General features: G+C 61.3%; 19 protein-coding genes. 9 read left to right on the top strand and 10 right to left on the bottom strand.

Translation table 11 applies throughout. The features are described 5' to 3' along the window. Positions 1-4 precede the first annotated feature (4 nt). The 4 genes from PMI25_RS20210 (at position 5) to PMI25_RS20195 (ending at position 3,032) form a co-directional block, all read left to right on the top strand. Positions 5-316 (top strand): Nif3-like dinuclear metal center hexameric protein, encoded by a 312-nt coding sequence (locus PMI25_RS20210; protein WP_045122142.1) that lies wholly within the window; start codon positions 5-7, stop codon positions 314-316. Positions 317-1,327: 1,011 nt separating this feature from the next. Further along, the gene (locus PMI25_RS20205) at positions 1,328-1,690 is read left to right on the top strand and encodes a DUF6124 family protein (RefSeq protein ID WP_007967823.1); all 363 of its coding nucleotides are present in this window, start codon (positions 1,328-1,330) and stop codon (positions 1,688-1,690) included. Between the two features lie 255 nt (positions 1,691-1,945). Beyond that, positions 1,946-2,602 (top strand): DUF6036 family nucleotidyltransferase, encoded by a 657-nt coding sequence (locus PMI25_RS20200; protein ID WP_007967822.1) that lies wholly within the window; start codon positions 1,946-1,948, stop codon positions 2,600-2,602. Next, positions 2,586-3,032: a hypothetical protein gene (locus PMI25_RS20195; RefSeq protein ID WP_007967820.1), complete on the top strand. Its 447-nt coding sequence runs from the start codon at positions 2,586-2,588 to the stop codon at positions 3,030-3,032. Before PMI25_RS20200 ends, PMI25_RS20195 begins: the two co-directional genes overlap by 17 nt. 52 nt (positions 3,033-3,084) lie before the next feature. On the opposite strand, the gene nagE is transcribed toward PMI25_RS20195, so the two are convergent. From nagE to PMI25_RS20160, 7 genes are all read right to left on the bottom strand, one after another. After that, positions 3,085-4,800, bottom strand: a complete 1,716-nt coding sequence (gene nagE / locus PMI25_RS20190) for an N-acetylglucosamine-specific PTS transporter subunit IIBC (RefSeq protein WP_007967817.1) — start codon at positions 4,798-4,800, stop codon at positions 3,085-3,087. A gap of 35 nt (positions 4,801-4,835) precedes the next feature. Then, positions 4,836-7,349: a phosphoenolpyruvate--protein phosphotransferase gene (ptsP, locus tag PMI25_RS20185; RefSeq protein ID WP_007967815.1), complete on the bottom strand. Its 2,514-nt coding sequence runs from the start codon at positions 7,347-7,349 to the stop codon at positions 4,836-4,838. Between the two features lie 181 nt (positions 7,350-7,530). Beyond that, the gene (locus tag PMI25_RS20180; protein ID WP_007967813.1) at positions 7,531-8,553 is read right to left on the bottom strand and encodes an SIS domain-containing protein; all 1,023 of its coding nucleotides are present in this window, start codon (positions 8,551-8,553) and stop codon (positions 7,531-7,533) included. Further along, the gene (nagA, locus tag PMI25_RS20175; RefSeq protein WP_007967811.1) at positions 8,534-9,640 is read right to left on the bottom strand and encodes an N-acetylglucosamine-6-phosphate deacetylase; all 1,107 of its coding nucleotides are present in this window, start codon (positions 9,638-9,640) and stop codon (positions 8,534-8,536) included. Before nagA ends, PMI25_RS20180 begins: the two co-directional genes overlap by 20 nt. Positions 9,641-9,670: 30 nt before the next feature. Beyond that, complete coding sequence (locus tag PMI25_RS20170) at positions 9,671-10,402, bottom strand: GntR family transcriptional regulator (RefSeq protein WP_007967809.1); 732 nt, start codon at positions 10,400-10,402, stop codon at positions 9,671-9,673. Between the two features lie 457 nt (positions 10,403-10,859). Further along, positions 10,860-11,375, bottom strand: a complete 516-nt coding sequence (locus PMI25_RS20165; protein ID WP_007967807.1) for a L,D-transpeptidase family protein — start codon at positions 11,373-11,375, stop codon at positions 10,860-10,862. Between the two features lie 83 nt (positions 11,376-11,458). Beyond that, entirely contained in the window at positions 11,459-12,010 is a 552-nt protein-coding gene (locus PMI25_RS20160) for an NUDIX hydrolase (RefSeq protein WP_007967805.1), read from the bottom strand. 146 nt (positions 12,011-12,156) lie between these two features. Here PMI25_RS20160 and PMI25_RS20155 point away from each other — a divergent pair, with 146 nt between their 5' ends. The 5 genes from PMI25_RS20155 (at position 12,157) to purT (ending at position 15,509) form a co-directional block, all read left to right on the top strand. Continuing rightward, positions 12,157-12,756 (top strand): CoA pyrophosphatase, encoded by a 600-nt coding sequence (locus tag PMI25_RS20155; protein ID WP_007967803.1) that lies wholly within the window; start codon positions 12,157-12,159, stop codon positions 12,754-12,756. A gap of 47 nt (positions 12,757-12,803) precedes the next feature. Next, positions 12,804-13,328, top strand: coding sequence for a gamma carbonic anhydrase family protein (locus PMI25_RS20150; RefSeq protein WP_007936184.1), 525 nt, complete (start codon positions 12,804-12,806; stop codon positions 13,326-13,328). Then, positions 13,325-13,534: a DUF1289 domain-containing protein gene (locus tag PMI25_RS20145; protein ID WP_007967801.1), complete on the top strand. Its 210-nt coding sequence runs from the start codon at positions 13,325-13,327 to the stop codon at positions 13,532-13,534. The genes PMI25_RS20150 and PMI25_RS20145 overlap by 4 nt, the downstream gene beginning before the upstream one ends. A gap of 226 nt (positions 13,535-13,760) precedes the next feature. Then, a complete protein-coding gene (locus tag PMI25_RS20140) occupies positions 13,761-14,228 on the top strand; it encodes a VUT family protein (protein ID WP_007967799.1) in 468 nt (155 codons plus the stop codon). Between the two features lie 99 nt (positions 14,229-14,327). Beyond that, the gene (purT, locus tag PMI25_RS20135) at positions 14,328-15,509 is read left to right on the top strand and encodes a formate-dependent phosphoribosylglycinamide formyltransferase (protein WP_003221968.1); all 1,182 of its coding nucleotides are present in this window, start codon (positions 14,328-14,330) and stop codon (positions 15,507-15,509) included. A gap of 118 nt (positions 15,510-15,627) precedes the next feature. Here purT and PMI25_RS20130 read toward each other — a convergent pair whose 3' ends face one another. The 3 genes from PMI25_RS20130 to PMI25_RS20120 form a co-directional block, all read right to left on the bottom strand. Next, positions 15,628-16,944, bottom strand: coding sequence for an MFS transporter (locus PMI25_RS20130; RefSeq protein WP_007967797.1), 1,317 nt, complete (start codon positions 16,942-16,944; stop codon positions 15,628-15,630). A 362-nt stretch (positions 16,945-17,306) separates the two neighbouring features. Next, complete coding sequence (locus PMI25_RS20125) at positions 17,307-18,539, bottom strand: HlyC/CorC family transporter (RefSeq protein ID WP_007967795.1); 1,233 nt, start codon at positions 18,537-18,539, stop codon at positions 17,307-17,309. A gap of 12 nt (positions 18,540-18,551) precedes the next feature. Next, positions 18,552-19,364: a cytochrome C assembly family protein gene (locus PMI25_RS20120; RefSeq protein ID WP_045122140.1), complete on the bottom strand. Its 813-nt coding sequence runs from the start codon at positions 19,362-19,364 to the stop codon at positions 18,552-18,554. Positions 19,365-19,518: the final 154 nt, after the last annotated feature.

Genomic DNA, 19,518 nt, shown 5'->3' with positions numbered 1-19,518 from the left:
GCCTGTGTACAAGCTCGCGTTTTTTGTTCCCGACAGTCATGTCGAGGTGGTCAAGGACGCTGTATTCGCTGCCGGTGGTGGGCGGATCGGGGACTATGACCACTGTGCGTGGCAGGTGCTTGGCTTGGGTCAGTTTCGACCGTTGGATGGCAGTCAGCCGTTTATTGGCGAGGCGGGGCGGGTTGAGCGGGTTGAGGAATGGAAGGTTGAGCTTGTGGTTTGTGACGCGTTGATTGGTGATGTGGTGGCGGCTTTGAAGTTGAGTCACCCTTACGAGACGCCGGCTTATGAGGTGTGGCGGCTGGAGGATTTCTGATCTTTTTGCCGCTGGAACGGGAAACCCGCAGATGAGTGATTGTCTGCGGGTTTTTTGTTGGCTGCGATTTTCCGGGTGATGGGGTTCCAATGTGGGAGCGAGCTTGCTCGCGAAGGCGCCGTTTCAGGCAATGATGTTCTGGCTGACCGGGTACATATCCGTTGCTGCGGTAACGGCTTCTTAGGGTTTCGCCCTTACGGCGACTCACTTTTTTTACAAACGCCAAAAAAAAGTAAGCAAAAAAACGCTTGCTCCTGCGTTCGGCCCGCTCGCTGGGGCTCGGGGTCCCTTCGCTGCGGGATTGATCCGGGGGCAGCGCCTACGGTTTGCTTCGCTGCACCTCCTCTCGCTGTGTTTGGCTGCGCCAAACGGTCGCTGCGCTCCCACCCCCGGATCAATCCCTCCACTCAGCCTTCCGACGTCGCCCGTGGATCAAGATCAAGAGCTTTCGGCGAGCTGACACTCGACCATTGAGTGGTGAGAAGCGGACGCGGTTCGCTTTTGCTCTTCTGTGGGAGCTGGCTTGCCAGCGATGGCGGCCTGACAGCCGACCGGTCTCCAACTGAATAAACCCGAACTTCCTGTAGGAGCTGCCGAAGGCTGCGATCTTTTGATCTTGCTTTTGAATTGTGAAAGCCAAAGTCAAAAGATCGCAGCCTTCGGCAGCTCCTACACGGGATGTTTTGTGTTTAAGAGTGTGGGGAATTACCAGAACCTTCCCACAAGGTTTTCAGGTTGTCCCTCGGACGCCCGGTCTCTAGGCTTTGTCTGTCGCTGCCAATTCAGCGACCGGGCGTGAGATCCCCGGAATGCTTGCAACTAGCGCCAACACCACGATAATTGGCGCCAGCTCAATCTGCTGCCTGCTTTATGGCGGCTGTGTGCGGGCAGACTTCGGTCTGGCCGGTTGCCTGCTCCGGTGGATCTCACCCTGCACATAGCTGCCACCTCTTTGCCGCGTGAGATCCGGCGAACGATGGCATCTTCACACGCCGTAGCAGGAGTTGAATTTTGGACAAACTGATCCCCGACCCACCCAACGAAACCACAGCACCACCCGTAGACGCCATCCGCGTCGAAGACCTGACGAAAGACCGTGAAGCCATCAAGCGCGCTGTCGATTTCTACTTCACCCCGCAACCCGCTGAGGCGCATCAGCCCAGCACGATGTTCCTGGTCAACCCAAGCATCGACACCGAAACCCTGCTGGCCCACGCCTACGAATCGTTGGCCTGCGCCAGTGCCATGGCCAGCAACTTCGCCGGCGAACTCAGCGGCCTGCAACGCAGCACCGCACTGGCGATCCAGCAAATCGTCATGCTCGCCGAACTCGCGGTAAACCGGGCGCTGGATCGGGTCGATCCACAAACCTGACGAGCGCCCATCGTTCATCGCCAGCAGGCTGGTTCCCACATTTGAAATGCTTCACTGTGAAAGTGAGCTTGCTCGCGAAAGCATTTTCCTAGCTGTCGGAATACTTCCTGTACCTCATCAATTAGTAGATTTTTCCTACCGGGTTTTCAGGTTGTCCCTCGGAAGCAGCCTCTCTACCTTGGGTTGTCTCTGGCAAACAGCGAACTTGGCAATAGACCGAAAACGGGATGTTGCTCTTTTCACTGAGCCGTCGCTATGACTCTGAGGTTTAAATTGGAATTGCTTCCCGTCGTTACGCCCCGTATCAACACGAACACCGCGTTGGGGCGGGCGCTGGTATCGATGTTCAAGTCAGTCGAGGCGGAACTGATTCAAGAGAACGCTGCGCCGGGGGCGGTCAAGATCATCGTGTTTGGAGGATGCGCGGTTCACCTCTACACCAATCACCGCATATCGTTGGACGTCGACGCGGAAATCTATGAGGCTTGTATTCCGGCAGGATTCGACCTGCGTACGCTGCTTGCCGAGGTGCCGGAGCCGTTTGTCGATGAGCGTTCTGCGCGAAAGATGGAGTTGAACTACGACTTGCAATACAACACTAGCTTTGGCCCGATTCACGAAGATTATTGGTCTCGAAGTATTCCCATGCCAGAGTTTTCGCGGGTGTCCCCTCTCCGTGTACATATTGCTGCACCCGTCGACATAGCCATTACAAAACTGGGCAGGGCTACCGATCACGATATCGCCGACATCAATGCCCTTCTCAGGTTTGGATTCATACTGACCAGCGAGCTTCGGCGTCTGGCATTGCAGGCCATTGATGTATATGTTGGCAACAAAGAGCCGCCGACTTCGGTTCTGACTAACATATTGCAAGACTATCTGGAGAAGGGAGATGACGAAGGTGAATGACGCGCACGTCCTCTCATCCGCGTTGGATACTCTCGTCAGGAGCCCTCTCAATCAGGCCGATGACGTCGCGCTGGTGAACGCTGCGAAAGAAGTGTGGTACTCGAATTCTAGTGTTGAAAGCGAGGTTAAGGCGTTTCTGAAAAATCACAGTGACGATATAGAACGCCGTCGCGCGGCTTACCTGTTGGAGCGGTTTACGCGCTTCTCTTGTGTGTCTGATAGTCGCGTGCTGGAAACGCTGCATGCGTTGCAGCTTTTCGCGCACTCGACGCCGAAGCAGGATGTTGCACCTCCAAAGATGGTTTCGTTACGAAATCGCAAGGATCAATTAGCCGTCTCTTGGGGGTTAGCAGAAAGCCTTGGATTGAAGGTTCAAACGCTGATGCCATTCCAGACTCGCCATTACCAGGCAGAACAGCATTTACCCTGAGCCGAACGTGTCAGCGATAAAAAACCGGCCTGAGCCGGTTTTTTTGTGTTGATTAAACCTTGGCGCTGACCTCACTCCGATTAACCAACGCCTCAATCGCCCCACTCAAACTCGCCGCTTTCTCACCAATCAACAAATGCCAGACCCCACCCTCCAACGGGCTTACACCCTGGCAACCCAACTCTTTCAACTGAGCCTCGGACAACGCTTTTCCATCGGCCAATTGCAGGCGAATACGCGTCAGCGCGATGCAGTCCAGCTGCAGCACATTCTCGCTACCGCCCAAGGCAGTCAGCCATTGTTGGGCTTCCGGTGCTGTGACCAATACGGCTTTCGATTCCTCGACCACCACCGCAGGCGCTGCCACCAACGCACGCCCCAGCGCCGGCATGGCGAGGCGGATTTCGTCGGCGATGCTGTCGGCCAATGGCCCGACCACCACCTGCAAGCTGCCGCCCTTGCCCGGGCGTACCACGGCCATCGCACCCAGTGCCTTCAAGTCAGCATCGGAAGCCTTGTTGCGATCGACCATTTCCAGACGCAGGCGGGTGGTGCAGGCACCCACCGTTACCAGATTCTCCGCACCACCGAGTGCCTTGATGTAAGCCGCAGCGCGCTCGTTCTCGGTGAGAACTGCCTTGTCAGCCGCCGCCACATCCTCACGCCCCGGCGTCTTCAGATTGAAGCGACGAATACAGAAATCAAACACCGCGTAATACACCACGGCGTACGCCAGCCCGACCGGAATCACCAGCCAGCCATTGGTCGAGCGACCCCAACCGAGCACCATGTCGATGAAGCCGCCGGAGAAGGTGAAACCGAGGTGGATGTTCAGCGCATTGGTAATTGCCATCGACAACCCGGTCAGCAGCGCATGCAGCAAATACAGCAGCGGGGCGAGGAACATGAAGGCGAATTCGATGGGCTCGGTCACCCCGGTCAAAAACGAGGTCAGCGCCATCGACAGGAAAATCCCGCCCATGACCTTACGGCGCTCCGGCAGGGCGTTGCGGTACATCGCCAGGCATGCGGCGGGCAGGCCGAAGATCATCATCGGGAACATGCCAGTCATGAACTGGCCGCCCTTTGGATCGCCGGCGAAGTAGCGTGACAGGTCGCCGGTGACCAGCGCCCCGGTGGTCGGGTCGGTGAAGTTGCCGAACACGAACCACGCCATGTTGTTGAGGATGTGGTGCAGGCCGGTGACGATCAGCAGGCGGTTGAACACGCCGAAGACGAACGCACCGATGCTGCCGCTTTCCATCATCAAGGCGCCGAAGCTGTTGATGCCGTGCTGGATCGGCGGCCAGATGTAGCCGAACAACACGCCCAGCGCGACGGCGGCGAAACCGGTGACGATTGGCACGAAGCGCCGGCCGCCGAAGAACGCCAGGTACTCCGGCAGCTTGATGTCCTTGAAGCGGTTGTACAGTGCGCCGGCCATCAGGCCGCTGACGATCCCGGCGAGCATGCCCATGTTGATGCTCGGGTCGAGCACCTTGAGCGTGGAGATCATCACCAGATAACCGATCACCCCGGCCAGGCCGGCGGTGCCGTTGTTGTCCTTGGCGAAACCGACGGCGATGCCGATGGCGAAGATCATCGCCAGGTTGGCAAAAATGACTTGGCCGGCATCGTGAATGATCGCGATGTTCAACAGGTCGGTGTCACCCAGACGCAGCAGCAGGCCGGCAATCGGCAGGATCGCGATCGGCAGCATCAGCGCACGGCCGAGGCGTTGCAGGCCTTCGATGAAGAGTTGGTACATGGTGGTTCTCCCTGCTCTTTATACAGAGCTTGTTGTTAGTGCAGAGGCCAATGCTGGTGGCAGGCCTGACGTACCGCAGCAGCGCTGTTGAGTTTCAGCAGGTCGTGGCTGAGGCGTTGGCATTCGGCCTCGTGCAACTGGCGCACGCGATCCTTGATTTCACCGATCTGCACCGGGCTCACCGACAGTTCGGTCACGCCGAGGCCGATCAGCACCGGGGTTGCCAGCGGATCGGAGGCGAGGGCGCCGCACACGCCGACCCAGCGCTTGTGCACCGCCGCACCTGCGCAAGTCATGGCGATCAGCCGCAGCAGCGCCGGGTGCAGGGCATCGACGCGGGCGGCCAAACCTGCGTGGTCGCGGTCCATGGCCAAGGTGTATTGCGACAGGTCGTTGGTGCCGATCGAGAGGAAGTCGGCGTGCTCGGCCAGTTGTTCGGCCTGCAATGCAGCGGCCGGGACTTCGATCATCACGCCGATTTCCGGGCGCTGGCTGATGCCCAGCTCCAGGCACAGCGCATCGACCCGTTGGCGGATGTGCAGCAGTTCGTCGACTTCGGTGACCATCGGCAGCAGGATCCGGCAACGGCACAGCGGGCTGACTTGCAGCAGCGCGCGCAGTTGCTGATCGAGGATTTCCGGGCGGGCCTGAGCCAGACGAATGCCGCGCAGGCCCAGCACCGGGTTGGCTTCGGCGGGCAGCGGCAGGTAGTCGAGTTGCTTGTCGCCACCGACGTCGATGGTGCGGATGATCACCGAGTGATCGCCCATGGCATCGAGCACACTTTGATAGGCGGCACGCTGTTCTTCGACATCCGGCGCCGTTTGGCGATCAACGAACAGAAACTCGGTGCGCAGCAGGCCTACGCCATCGGCGCCGTTGGCAAAGGCGTCCGCCGCCTCATGGCTGGAGGCGACATTGGCAACCACTTCGATGTGCACACCGTTGCGGGTTTCGGCGGGCAAGTGAGCGTTGGCCTGTTGCGCATCGCGGCGTTGCTGACGGTCGATTTGCGCCTGCTGGACTTCGGACAGTCGTTCGGTATTCGGCGTCAGTTCGAGGCGGCCGCCATCGGCATCCAGCACCACCGACAGACCTTGTGGCTGATCGAGCAGAACCGAACCCAGCGCCACCAGGCACGGCAAGCCTTTGCCTCGCGCCAGAATCGCCACATGCGACGTCGCGCCGCCTTCGGCCATGCACAACCCGGCGACGCCCTGCGCGCTGAGTTGCAGCAGATCCGACGGCGTCAGTTCATGTGCAGCGACAATGGCGCCGGCCGGCACGTCGTAATGCCAGCCTTCGCCGAGCAGGGCGCGCAGCACCCGTTGCTTGAGGTCGCGCAGGTCGTTGGCGCGTTCGGCCAGCAGCGCACTGCCGGTGTGTTGCAGCACTTCGCACTGCACGTCGATCGACTGGCTCCAGGCATGAGTCGCCGCCGTGCCTTGGTCGATAGCATGCTGCGCGGCATCGAGCAGGGCCGGGTCTTCGAGGAGGGCCAGATGCGCGGCGAAGATCGCTTCTTCGTCGCTGTTCCTGTGCTTTTTCGCTTGGGCGAGGGTCGCGTTGATTTCGCTGCGAACCTGATTCAGCGCCGACTCAAGCACTTGCTGTTGCACCAGCGGATCATGCTTGCCCGCATCTGCCGGCAGGCTGATCGCGTTCAGGCGAAACAGCGGCCCGCCGACCAGGCCCGGTGCGGCGCACACCCCTTGCAGCACGCCAGCTTCGGCCGGGCGTTTTTGCGGTGCGGCACGGACCGGAGCAGCGGCGTGATGATCGTCGGGCAGGGCGGTCGCCAACGCATTGAGCAACGCTTGCAGCGCGGCTTCGGCGTCCGGTCCCTGGCAGCTGACCTGTACTTGATCCTGTTCGCCGATGGCCAGGCCCATCAGCCCGATCAGGCTGTTGCATGGCGCCGATTTGCCGGCGAAGTGCAGATACGACTGGCTCTTGAAGCCTTGTGCGGTCTGGCGAATCAGCGCGGCCGGGCGCGCATGCAAGCCGCCGCGATGAGCGACCAATACCTGACCCTGAACCTCTGGGCCACCAACCGCTTCGGCAGTCGCCGCAGAGCTGCTGCGCGCGACGATGTGCAATAACGGCTCGCCGACTTTCACCGCCTTTAGGGTAATCGGGCGCACCTGGAAATCCTGGCTGTTGGTCAGGATCAACAGGCTGACCAGGCTTTTGCACTGCTGGCCTACCTTGTCCAGGTCGTAGCGCAACAACGGCTGGCCGTTGCTGACCCGGGTGCCTTGCTTGACCAGCATCGAGAAGCCTTCGCCGTTCAGTTCAACGGTGTCCAGGCCCAGATGCAGGAGGATTTCCGCGCCGTTGTCGGCGCGCACGGTCAGGGCGTGGCCGGTGCGGGCGACATGGATGATCTCCCCGGCGCAGGGCGAGCACAGGGTGTCATTCAGCGGGTCGATGGCGATGCCGTCACCCATCGCGCCGCTGGCGAACACCGCGTCCGGGACTTTGGCGAGCGTGAGCACCGGGCCGCTGAGCGGGGCGCTGAGGGTCAGCTCTTTATTGTTGTTGTGCATGGCTCGGTCTCATCAGTAATTTCGCTGTCCCCTGTAGAAGCTGCCGCAGGCTGCGATCTTTTGATCCTGTTTTTTTCAACGTCAAAATCAAAAGATCGCAGCCTGCGGCAGCGCCTGCAGAGGTTTGCATCAATCAACGGTTTCGCGTCCGTCGACAGGGTTGTGCATCGTTCAGCAGTGGTCAGTGCGTACGGGTCACTTTGCTCAGGTGGCGCGGCTGATCCGGGTCCATGCCGCGGGCCACGGCTAAACCTGCGGCCATCACGTAGAAGCTCTGGATCGCCAGAATCGGATCGAGGGCCGGGTGCTCGGCGCGGCTCAGGGTCAGGTCGCGTTCGAGGATGTCGTCCGGCGCGGCCAGCAGCACACGGGCGCCGCGTTGACGCATCTCTGCCGCAAGGCTGATCAGACCCGCCTGTTCGGCACCGCGCGGGGCGAACACCAGCAGCGGGTAGTGCTCGTCGATCAGCGCCATCGGGCCGTGACGGACTTCGGCACTGCTGAAGGCTTCGGCCTGAATTGCCGAGGTTTCCTTGAATTTCAGCGCGGCTTCCTGAGCGATGGCAAAACCGGCGCCACGACCAATGACCATCAGGCGTTCGCAATCGCGCAGCGCTTCGATGGCCACGCTCCAGTCCTGTTTCGCTGCTTCGCGCAGGCCTTCGGGCAAGGAGTTGTGCGCCTCCAACAGTTCGTTGTCCTCTTTCCAGTGCGCGATCAGGCGGGCACTGGCGCTGAGGGTCGCGATGAAACTCTTGGTCGCGGCGACGCTGCTTTCGGTGCCGGCCAGTAGCGGCAGGCTGAATTCACACGCGGCTTCCAGTGGTGAATCGGCGGCGTTGACCATCGACACGCTCAGCGCGCCACGCTTGCGCAGCAGTCGCAGACTGTTGACCAGATCCGGGCTCTGACCCGATTGCGAAAAGGCGAACGCCACCTGGCCGCTGACCTTCAACGGCGCCTGCTGCATGGTCACCACCGACATCGGCAGCGACGCCACCGGCACCCCCAGTTGCTGCATGGTCAGATAGGCGAAGTAGCTCGCCGCGTGGTCGGAACTGCCGCGCGCGACGGTCATCGCCACTTGCGGCGGCTGACGGCGCAGGCGTCCGGCGATCTCGATCATTGCCGGGTCGAGCTGTTGCAGTTGGGCTTGCACGGCCTCGAACGAGGACAGCGCCTCTTCAAGCATTTTTGAAGTCAATGTCTTCTCCTTCGACCATGACGGCGGTCAGTGTGAGCGAGCGATCCAGGCGCACGCAGTCGGCCCAGGCCCCCGGTTGCAGGCGCCCGCGTTCAGTGATGCCGAGGTAGTCGGCGGGAAATTGCGATAGACGCTGCGAAGCCTCGGCGATCGGCAGACCGATCTTCACCAGGTTGCGCAGCGCCTGATCCATGGTCAGGGTGCTGCCGGCCAGCGTGCCGTCGGGCAGGCGCACGCCGCCCAGGCATTTGGTCACGGTGTGGCTGCCGAGCTTGTATTCACCGTCGGGCATGCCGGCGGCGGCGGTCGAATCGGTGACGCAGTACAGGCACGGGATCGAACGCAGGGCCACGCGGATCGCACCGGGATGCACGTGCAGCAAGTCCGGGATCAGTTCGGCGAATTTGGCATGTGCCAACGCGGCGCCGACGATCCCCGGTTCGCGGTGATGCAGCGGGCTCATGGCGTTGTACAAATGGGTGAAACTGGTGGCGCCGGCATCGAGGGCGGCAACGCCTTCCTCGTAGCTGCCGAGGGTGTGGCCGATTTGCATGCGGATGCCGCGGCTGCTCAGTTCACGAATCAAGCCGTCGTGGCCGGCGATTTCCGGGGCGATGGTGATCACCCGGATCGGCGCCAGCGCCAGGTATTCCTCGACCTCGGCCATCAACGCGGTGTGGGCAAAATTCGGTTGCGCGCCAAGTTTGCCGGGGTTGATGTACGGGCCTTCGAGGTGTACGCCGAGTACTCGGGCGGTGCCGTGCGGACGTTGTTCGCAGAACTCGCCGACCTCTTTCAGTACGCTGGAGATCTCGGCGCTCGGCGCGGTCATGGTGGTGGCCAGCAGCGAAGTGGTGCCGAAGCGCACGTGGGTTTTGGTGATGGTCTCGAAGGCACTGGCACCTTCCATGATGTCTTTGCCGCCGCCGCCGTGGACGTGCAGGTCGATGAATCCCGGCAGCAGGTAGGGCAGGTCATTGTCCGCCGGATCGCAGGGCACGCCTTCGATCGACACGACTTTGCCGTGTTCGTGGATCAGCCGGCCGCGAACCCAGCCGCTGGCGGTGAGGATGTTGTCTTCGGACATTTCGCTTCTCTCGTTTGGCCTGGCTGCTGATCAGCGGCGAAGCTCTGCAACAAAGTCGTAGTAGTCGTTGCGGCAATAGGTGTCGGTGACTTCGATCGGCGTGTTGTCTTCCAGGTAGCCGACCCGGGTCATCAGCAGCATGGCGGTGCCGGGGGCGATGCCGACCAGCGCGGCGAACTCGTCCGAGGCGTTGATCGCCTGGATGTGCTGCAGGGCGCGGACGATCGGTTTGCCGATGCCGTCGAGGTATTCGTAGAGTGAATCGCCGACCAGGTGCGGCTTGGGCATGATCGAGGCGGGCAGGGTGCTCATCTCGATGGCCATCACCGTGTCGTCGGCCTTGCGCAGGCGTTTCATGCGCGCGACCTTGTCGTTGGGCGACAGGCTCAGGCGGATCAGTTCTTCGTGGGTCGGCAGGGTGACTTCACGCTCCAGCCACTTTGAGCTGGGCACGAAACCCTTGAGGCGCAGCATTTCACTGAAGCCCGAGAGGCGTGACAGCGGTTGTTCCAGACGGGGGGTGATGAAGGTGCCGGAACCTTGCAGGCGGCGGATCAGACCTTGATCGAGCAGCACTTCCAGTGCCTTGCGCGCGGTAACCCGGGAGATGCCGAGTTGCTCGCTGAGATTGCGCTCGGAGGGCATGGCCTGCTCGGCCTTCCACTGCCCGGAATGGATCGCCGATTCCAGATTGCGCGCCAGCTGCAGGTACAGCGGCGTCGGCTGGGAGTCATCTGGGCGTAGGGCCTGGAGGTCGTTCATGTAGGTCATTTCCGACGCGAGTATAGGATTGTTGTGGCTCGCTTGTGGGGCGGAAATTAATACCACTTGAATACCATGTCAACGCGGGGAATTGGCGTGCAGCCCAATGAAATGGCGGCTTTCAAGTGTGATGTATTGAAGTGGTATTAGTGGTGGGCTTTAAAAAGCAAAAGATCGCAGCCTGCGGCAGCTCCTACAGTGGGAAGTGGTATCAACCCTGTAGGCGCTGCCGCATGCTGCGATCTTTTGATTTATTTTTTCGAGAGCGACCAAAGGTAGCGGTAGTGCTCATATCTGTGGCGAGGGAGCTTGCTCCCGCTGGGCTGCGAAGCGGCCCCAAACCCTATCTCCGCTAACTGTCTGACATACCGCGCGTTCGGCTTTTACGACTGCTGCGCAGCCGAGCGGGACGGTGCGTCGATTCGACAAGCTCCCTCGCCACAGGTTTTCGGTCAGCCTAAGGGCGGATCTCGATCATCGTCCCGTCCGGCACCAGCCCCCAGACTTCACGCATGTCCATGTTGCGCATGGCGATGCAGCCGTCGGTCCAGTCCAGGGTGTGGAACAGGTCTTCGGGAGTTTCTTCCGAATCCGGGGTGCCGTGGATCATGATCATCCCGCCAGGCTCGACGCCTTCGCGGCGGGCGCGGGCCGAATCGCTGATGTTCGGGTAGGAGATGTGCATCGCCAGGTTGAATTTTTCACTGACCTTGCGCCAGTCGATCCAATAGAAACCTTCGGGCGTGCGTTTGTCGCCTTCAATCAGTTTCGGCCCCTTTTTCGCGCCCTTGCCCAGCGAGATGCGATAGGTCTTGATCGGCTTGCCGTCGGCAATCAGCTGCAATTGATGCGCCGATTTGAGCACCAGGATTTTTTCGATCATCGGGGTATTCGACGGCGTGACGGTGGTCACGAAGGAGGCTTGTGAGACCGTGACGAACGACAGGCAAAGCAGGGCAAGCAACCAGCGCATTGAAACGATTCCCCAAGAGTGACGCAATGTTAAGTGTAGGAGCTGCCGCAGGCTGCGATCTTTTGATCTTTGATTTTTTTGAGTCAGCTGATGGCAGGCTGGACCAACGGCGGAATCGATTCCGAACGAACCGGATACGCCTCGACCCGTCGATCCGCGAAGAAGCATTCTAAGGTACGTCCCACGGTGCGGAAAGCCAGCTCGTCCCACGGAATGTCGGCTTCGTCGAATAGTTGCACTTCAAGGCTTTCGGGGCCGGCGGCAAAGTCCAGATCCGCCAGTTCGGCACGGAAGAACACGTGTACCTGGCTGATGTGCGGCACGTCGATCAGCGTGTAGATGCTCAGATTACGCACTCGGGCGCAGGCTTCCTCCGCGGTTTCGCGGATGGCGGCCTGCTCGATGGTTTCGCCGTTTTCCATGAAACCGGCAGGCAGCGTCCAGTAACCGAGGCGTGGCTCGATGGCACGGCGGCAGAGCAACACTTTGCTGCCCCAGGTCGCGACGCAACCGGCAACGATATTGGGGTTTTGATAGTGAATGGTCTGACAGCTGTCGCAGACAAATCGCAGCCGCGAGTCGCCTTCGGGAATGCGCTGGGTCACCGGGTTGCCGCACTGGCTGCAAAATTTCATGCTGGGGTTCCTGAATGCTGCGCCTATCTTGGCGTGCAGCGGTGCCGGTCGGCAAGTTGTCGTTTCGCGACATGGCCCGGCGAGGGGGTTGGGCGGCTGCAATGATTGGTGCATGATGCAGGGTAAGGCACAGATCGAGATCACTCATGCTGGACGAGCTACTGCATAGGGTAAGCAACCACACACCGCGCACGCTGGAGACCGATAAACGTTTCCCCGAGGCCGCTGTTCTGGTGCCGATCACCCGCAGTGACGAGCCCGAGCTGGTGCTGACCCTGCGCGCCAGCGGCCTCTCGACCCACGGTGGCGAAGTGGCCTTCCCCGGCGGACGCCGTGACCCGGAAGACCCCGACCTGATCTTCACCGCCCTGCGCGAAGCCGAGGAAGAAATCGGCCTGCCACCGGGGCTGGTCGAGGTCATCGGCCCGCTCAGCCCGCTGATCTCCCTGCACGGCATCAAGGTTACGCCGTATGTCGGGGTGATCCCCGACTTCGTCGAATACCAGGCCAACGATGCCGAGATCGCCGCGGTATTCAATGTGCCGCTGGAGTTCTTCCGCAAAGACCCGCGCGAACACACGCACCGCATCGACTATCAAGGCCGTAGCTGGTACGTGCCGAGTTATCGTTACGGCGAATTCAAGATCTGGGGTTTGACCGCTATCATGATCGTCGAGCTGATCAATCTGCTCTATGACGAACAGATCAGCCTGCATCACCCCCCCAAAAGCTATATCAATACCTGAAGCCATCGTTCGAATGGCCCGTCATCGTGAGCCCTGAGGAAAACAAGATGAAATACCGCCTGGGCGACGCCCGCGTCGAAACCCACCCACAGAGCTGGGTTGCGCCCAATGCCGTGCTGGTGGGCAAGGTCAAGCTCGAAGAGGGCGCCAACGTCTGGTTCAACGCTGTGCTGCGCGGCGACAACGAGCTGATCCTGATCGGCAAGAACAGCAATGTTCAAGACGGCACGGTGATGCACACCGACATGGGCTACCCGTTGACCATCGGCACCGGCGTGACCATCGGCCACAACGCCATGCTCCACGGCTGCACGGTCGGCGACTACAGCCTGATCGGCATCAACGCGGTGATCCTCAACGGCGCGAAAATCGGCAAGAACTGCATCATCGGCGCCAATTCGCTGATCGGCGAAGGCAAGGAAATCCCCGATGGCTCGCTGGTCATGGGCTCGCCGGGCAAAGTCGTGCGTGAATTGACTGAGCCGCAGAAGAAGATGCTTGAGGCCAGTGCTGCGCACTATGTGCATAACTCGCAGCGTTATGCGCGTGATCTGGTCGAGCAGGAACAATGAACACGCCCGAGAGACCGGTTGCCTCGCCGTGTGTGAATATCTGCGCACTGGATGAGGACGATATCTGCACCGGCTGCCAGCGCACGGTTGCGGAGATAACGCGCTGGGGGCGGATGACCAATGACGAGCGGCGGGTGGTGCTGGGGTTGTGTCATGAACGGGCGAAGGCCAGTGGGTTGGTGTGGATGATCCCGGCCAAGCGCTGATGGATCGGCTGAACAGCTTTTGTGGCGAGGGAGCTTGCTCCCGCTGGGCTGCGCAGCAGACCTCGCTTTTCAACATCAAGAGAGGGGCCGCTTCGCGCCCCAGCGGGAGCAAGCTCCCTCGCCACAGATAAGTCGCTTGGCTCGACGGTTGTATACAGTTCGCTTGCCGACTTGGCCGAACTCTCCTCCTCAAGTAACCTGTGCGCCAATCTGACAGGTCGCCGCCATGATTTTCCTCATCGCCTACATCAGCAGCGTCGTGCTGATCAACTTCGCTTTCTCCACCGCGCCACATCTGGACATCATCTGGTCGGCCTGGGGCGGGTTGGTGTTCGTGTTGCGCGACATGGTGCAAACCCGCTTCGGCCACGGTGCGCTCGTGGCGATGCTGGCGGCGCTGGTGTTGTCCTACGTCACTTCCGATCCATCCATCGCCCTGGCCAGCGCCACGGCGTTCGCGGTGTCGGAAATCATCGACTGGCTGGTGTTCAGCGTCACCAAACGGCCGTTGCGCGACCGCCTGTGGATCAGCTCGGCGCTGAGCATTCCCCTCGATACCTTCATCTTTTTCGGCATGATCGACCTGATGACGCCACCGGTGATCATCACCGCGCTGGTCTCGAAGTTCGCTGGCGTCACTGCCGTTTGGCTGATCATGGCCTGGCGCGAGCGTAAACAGGCTGTCGCCAGCTGAGCCAAACCCTGCGGTTCATGTAAAATGCCGCGCTTTCTCCCCATGGAAAGCGCGTCTGGCGTTGCTTTCCTCGATGATCCGCTTCTTTGAGGACCTGAGATGACCCGTATCGGAACTCCATTGTCGCCAACCGCGACCCGCGTATTGCTGTGTGGCTGTGGTGAGTTGGGCAAGGAAGTGGTGATCGAGCTGCAACGCCTGGGCGTTGAAGTGATTGCCGTCGACCGTTACGCCAACGCGCCGGCCATGCAGGTTGCGCACCGCAGCCACGTGATCAACATGCTCGACGGCGCGGCCTTGCGTGCAGTCATCGAAGCCGAGAAGCCGCACTTCATCGTGCCGGAAATCGAAGCCATCGCCACCGCCACGCTGGTCGAGCTGGAAGCCGAAGGCTTTACCGTGATCCCGACCGCGCGCGCCGCGCAACTGACCATGAACCGCGAAGGCATCCGCCGTCTGGCCGCTGAAGAGCTGGACCTGCCAACCTCGCCGTACCACTTTGCCGACACCTTCGAGGACTACAGCAAAGCCGTTCAGGACCTGGGCTTCCCGTGCGTGGTCAAGCCAGTCATGAGCTCGTCGGGCAAAGGCCAGAGCCTGCTGCGCAGCGCCGATGACGTGCAGAAAGCCTGGGATTACGCGCAAGAGGGCGGTCGCGCCGGCAAAGGTCGGGTGATCATCGAAGGCTTCATCGATTTCGATTACGAAATCACTCTGCTGACCGTGCGCCACATCGGCGGCACCACGTTCTGCGCACCGGTCGGTCACCGTCAGGAGAAGGGCGACTATCAGGAGTCCTGGCAGCCGCAGGCCATGAGCCCGATTGCCCTGGCTGAGTCCGAGCGCGTGGCCAAGGCTGTGACCGAGGCATTGGGTGGTCGCGGTCTGTTCGGTGTCGAGCTGTTCATCAAGGGCGATCAGGTGTGGTTCAGCGAAGTCTCGCCGCGCCCGCACGACACCGGTCTGGTGACCCTGATTTCTCAGGATCTGTCGCAGTTTGCCCTGCACGCCCGCGCCATTCTCGGTCTGCCGGTGCCGCTGATCCGTCAGTTCGGTCCGTCGGCTTCGGCGGTGATTCTGGTGGAAGGGCAGTCGACCCAGACTGCGTTCGCCAACCTTGGTGCTGCGCTGAGCGAGCCGGATACGGCACTGCGTCTGTTCGGCAAGCCTGAAGTCAACGGTCAGCGCCGAATGGGCGTGGCGTTGGCGCGGGATGAGTCGATCGAGGCTGCGCGTGCCAAGGCGACCCGGGCTGCTCAGGCTGTTGTTGTAGAGCTGTAAACCGAGGCGCGGCATTCGCGAGCAAGCTCGCTCCCACAGGTTCGGCGGTGTTCACAAATTTTGTGTAATGCACGGACACTGTGGGAGCGAGCTTGCTCGCGAAGCTTTTGATCTTCCGTCAGGCAACCTGATTCAAATCGTTGCCACGCGTTTCCTTCAGGCACAGCACAGCAATCAGGCTGAGCACCGCCGCCCCCGACACATACCCGCCGACATAACTCAAACCACCCATCGCCACCAGTTTCTGCGCGAAGAACGGAGCCGCCGAGGCGCCGACGATGCCACCGAGGTTGTAAGCGGCCGATGCGCCGGTATAACGCACGTGGGTCGGAAACAGTTCCGGCAGCAGCGCGCCCATCGGGGCAAACGTCACGCCCATCAGGAACAGCTCGATGCACAGGAACAGCGCCACGCCCCAGGTCGAACCTTGCGTCAGCAACGGCTCCATCAGGAACCCGGACAGAATTGCCAGCACGCCACCGACGATCAGCACCGGCTTGCGCCCGTAGCGGTCGCTGGCCCAGGCGGACAACGGCGTTGCGGCGGCCATGAACAGCACGGCAAAACACAGCAGTCCAAGGAACGTCTCACGGCTGTAGCCGAGGGTGGACACGCCGTAGCTCAGGGAAAAAACCGTCGAGATGTAGAACAGCGCATAGCACACCACCATCGCCGCCGCGCCGAGCAGGGTGGGCGCCCAGTACTGGCTGAACAGCTCGACCAACGGCACCTTCACTCGCTCCTGACGGGCGATGGCGTTGGCGAATACTGGCGTTTCATGAAGCTTGAGGCGCACGTACAGGCCGACCATCACCAGCACCGCGCTGAGCAGAAACGGAATCCGCCAGCCCCAGCTGCGGAACTGCTCGTCGTTGAGGGTCATGGCCAGGGTCAGGAACAGGCCGTTGGCCGCGAGAAACCCAATCGACGGGCCAAGCTGCGGAAACATGCCGAACCACGCTCGTTTGCCCTTAGGCGCATTCTCCGTCGCCAGCAGCGCCGCGCCACCCCATTCGCCGCCCAGGCCCAGCCCCTGACCAAAGCGTAATACGCACAATAGAATCGGTGCCCAGGCGCCAATGCTGTCGTAACCCGGCAGCACGCCGATCAGCGTGGTGCACACGCCCATCAGCAACAGCGAGGCCACCAGCGTCGATTTGCGCCCGATGCGGTCACCGAAGTGACCGAACAATGCCGACCCCAGCGGTCGGGCGAGGAAGGCGATGCCGAAGGTGAGAAATGCCGAGAGCATCTGCGCGGTGCCAGAGGTCTGCGGAAAGAACACCGGCCCGATCACCAGCGCAGCGGCGGTGGCGTAGACATAGAAGTCGTAGAACTCGATGGCGGTGCCGATGAAGCTCGCCGTCGCCACGCGGGTGGCGGAGTTGGTCGGCTGGGCAGGCGCGGTGGCGCTGTAAGCGGTACTGGTCGTCATGCGGTGATCCCTGACAGTCATGGCTCCGTTGGAGCGAATTATTATGGTCGAGCACCCAGGGATGTGGGATGAGACGCGAGCGCTGTTTCGAGTAGGAACAGTCGTCGGGGTGATGCGGAAAATGGCCGAAACCGCTTCAGTGCGGGGTAAGCACAGGGCTCGGCAGCGCTTGGGTAAGCGGCTCGATTATAGGAAGGGGGGTAACGAATGAACAAGAGCAAAGATCGCTGCTGTCGGGCTTTCTGTGGCGAGGGAGCTTGCTCCCGCTCGGGCGCGCAGCGGCCGCATGAATCTGTGGGTAAATCAAAAGCCAGGGCTGCTTCGCAACCCAGCGGGAGCAAGCTCCCTCGCCACAAAAGCGCTTAAACCTTGGCGGGCACCGCGCTCGTATGCCAGATCAGCACCTTGCTCACCCGGTTGTCCTCGGTCTCGAGAATCTCCAGTCGATAACGCCCGATCTTCAAACACACCGCGCTGTCCGGAATGGTCTCCAGCGCCTCGGTCACCAGGCCGTTGAGGGTTTTCGGTCCGTCGCTCGGCAAATGCCAGCCCAGGCATTTGTTCAGTTCGCGGATCGACGCGGTGCCGTCGATCACCATGCGCCCGTCGGCCTGCGGATGGATGTGCGGGTTGTCGAGGCTGTGCTCGCTTTCGAATTCGCCGACGATTTCTTCGAGAATGTCTTCCAGGGTGACGATGCCCAGCACCTCGCCGTACTCATCCACCACCATGCCCAGGCGGCGCTGCTGCTTGTGGAAGTTCAGCAGTTGCAGTTGCAGCGGCGTGCTTTCCGGGACGAAGTACGGCTCGTAGCTGGCGGCCAGCAGCGCTTCGCGGCTCAGTTGGCCGTCGTTGAGCAGATGGCGGATCTGCCGGGTGTTGAGCACCGCTTCGACCTGATTGATGTCGCTATGGAACACCGGCAGGCGCGTGCGCTTGTTGTGGCGCAGTTGTTCGACGATCTCCTCGATCGAGTCGTCGAGGTTGATGCCGTCGACATCGCTGCGCGGCACCAGAATGTCGTTGACCGTGATGTTGTCCAGCGCGTGGATCCCGGAAACCGGGTGGGTGCGAGACGGATGTTCCGGGTCGTCGTTCGGGTCGGCAGGTTCTTCGTCTTCGCTTTGCTGCACCACCTGGGGTTTGCGCGCGAAGGGGCGCAGCAACAGACCGCTGATGCGGCTCAGCAGCCAGGCCAGCGGGTAAAGGATCTTCAGGGGTACGGCCAGCAAGGTATTGCCGAACGACAGCACGGCATCCGGGTAGCGCTGGGCCACGGTGCGCGGAAAGTAATCGGCAAATACCAGCAACACGGCGCCAGCGCCGAGGCAGGCGGCCCACGGGCCGTTTTCTTCGCAAAGAAAGATCGCCAGCAGCGTGGCAATGACCACCGCGAGGGCGCGGCACAGAGTGTTGCACAGGATCAGACTGTCGAGCGGAAAGCTCAGCTTCGCCAGCGGCTTATCGCTGGCACGCGAGGCGGTGCGTTGCGCGAGCAAGTGCTGCTGCGCGATTTCGACGGCTGTAAACAGCCCCGACCATAAAATCAGCAGGACAAATACCGCGAGCATCGGCCCTATGGGCAAACCGTCCATTTATGCCGCCCGTCAGATGTGCAGGATGTATTCACGAACCAGTTTGCTGCCGAAATACGCCAACATCAGCAGGCAGAAACCGGCGAGGGTCCAGCGAATCGCCTTGTGGCCGCGCCAGCCGAGGCGATTGCGGCCCCACAGCAGCACGCTGAACACCACCCAGGCCAGGCACGCCAGCAGGGTCTTGTGCACCAGATGCTGGGCGAACAGGTTCTCGACGAACAGCCAGCCGGAGATCAGCGACAGCGACAGCAGCGTCCAGCCGGCCCAGAGGAAGCCGAACAACAGGCTTTCCATGGTTTGCAGCGGCGGGAAGTTCTTGATCAGACCCGAAGGGTGCTTGTGCTTGAGCTGGTGATCCTGCACCAGCAGCAGCAAGGCCTGGAACACCGCGATGGTGAACATGCCGTAGGCGAGGATCGACAGCAGGATGTGGGCGAGGATGCCCGGCTCTTCGTCAATGATCTGCACCGTGCCGGCCGGGGCGAACTGCGCCAGCAGCACCGTCGCCGCGCCGAGCGGGAACAGCAGCACCAGCAGGTTTTCCACCGGGATCCGCGAACAGGCCAGCAGCGTCAGGGCGATGACTGCCGCGGCAATCAGGCTGGCGGCGCTGAAGAAGTCCAGGCCCAGGCCGATCGGCGTCAGCAGGTGAGTGAGCAGGCTGGCGCTGTGGGCCAGCACGGCGAGGATGCCGAGCGTAACCAGCAGGCGCTTGTTCGCCTTGGCACCGGAGGCCAGGCGGGTGCCCTGATAAAGGGTCGCAGCGGCATAAAGAAGCGCGGCGGCGATGGTAGTCAGCAAACTGGGTGACAAGGGGAGCATAAATCCTGTTAGGCAGGCCCGAAAGGCGCTGAGTTTGGCATAGAACCGCCACACCACGAAAGTGCGAGGTGTCCGCCCGACGCAGTCTTCGCTATAATCCGCGACCTGCCCACGCCGCAGGCTCGCCGAGCACATGTTGAATCCGGTCTGGGCC

It is taken from the genome of Pseudomonas sp. GM30 (genome assembly GCF_000282275.2).
Classification (GTDB): domain Bacteria; phylum Pseudomonadota; class Gammaproteobacteria; order Pseudomonadales; family Pseudomonadaceae; genus Aquipseudomonas.
The sequence above is the reverse complement of the archived record's forward strand: the minus strand, read 5'-3'. Positions and strand labels throughout refer to the sequence as shown.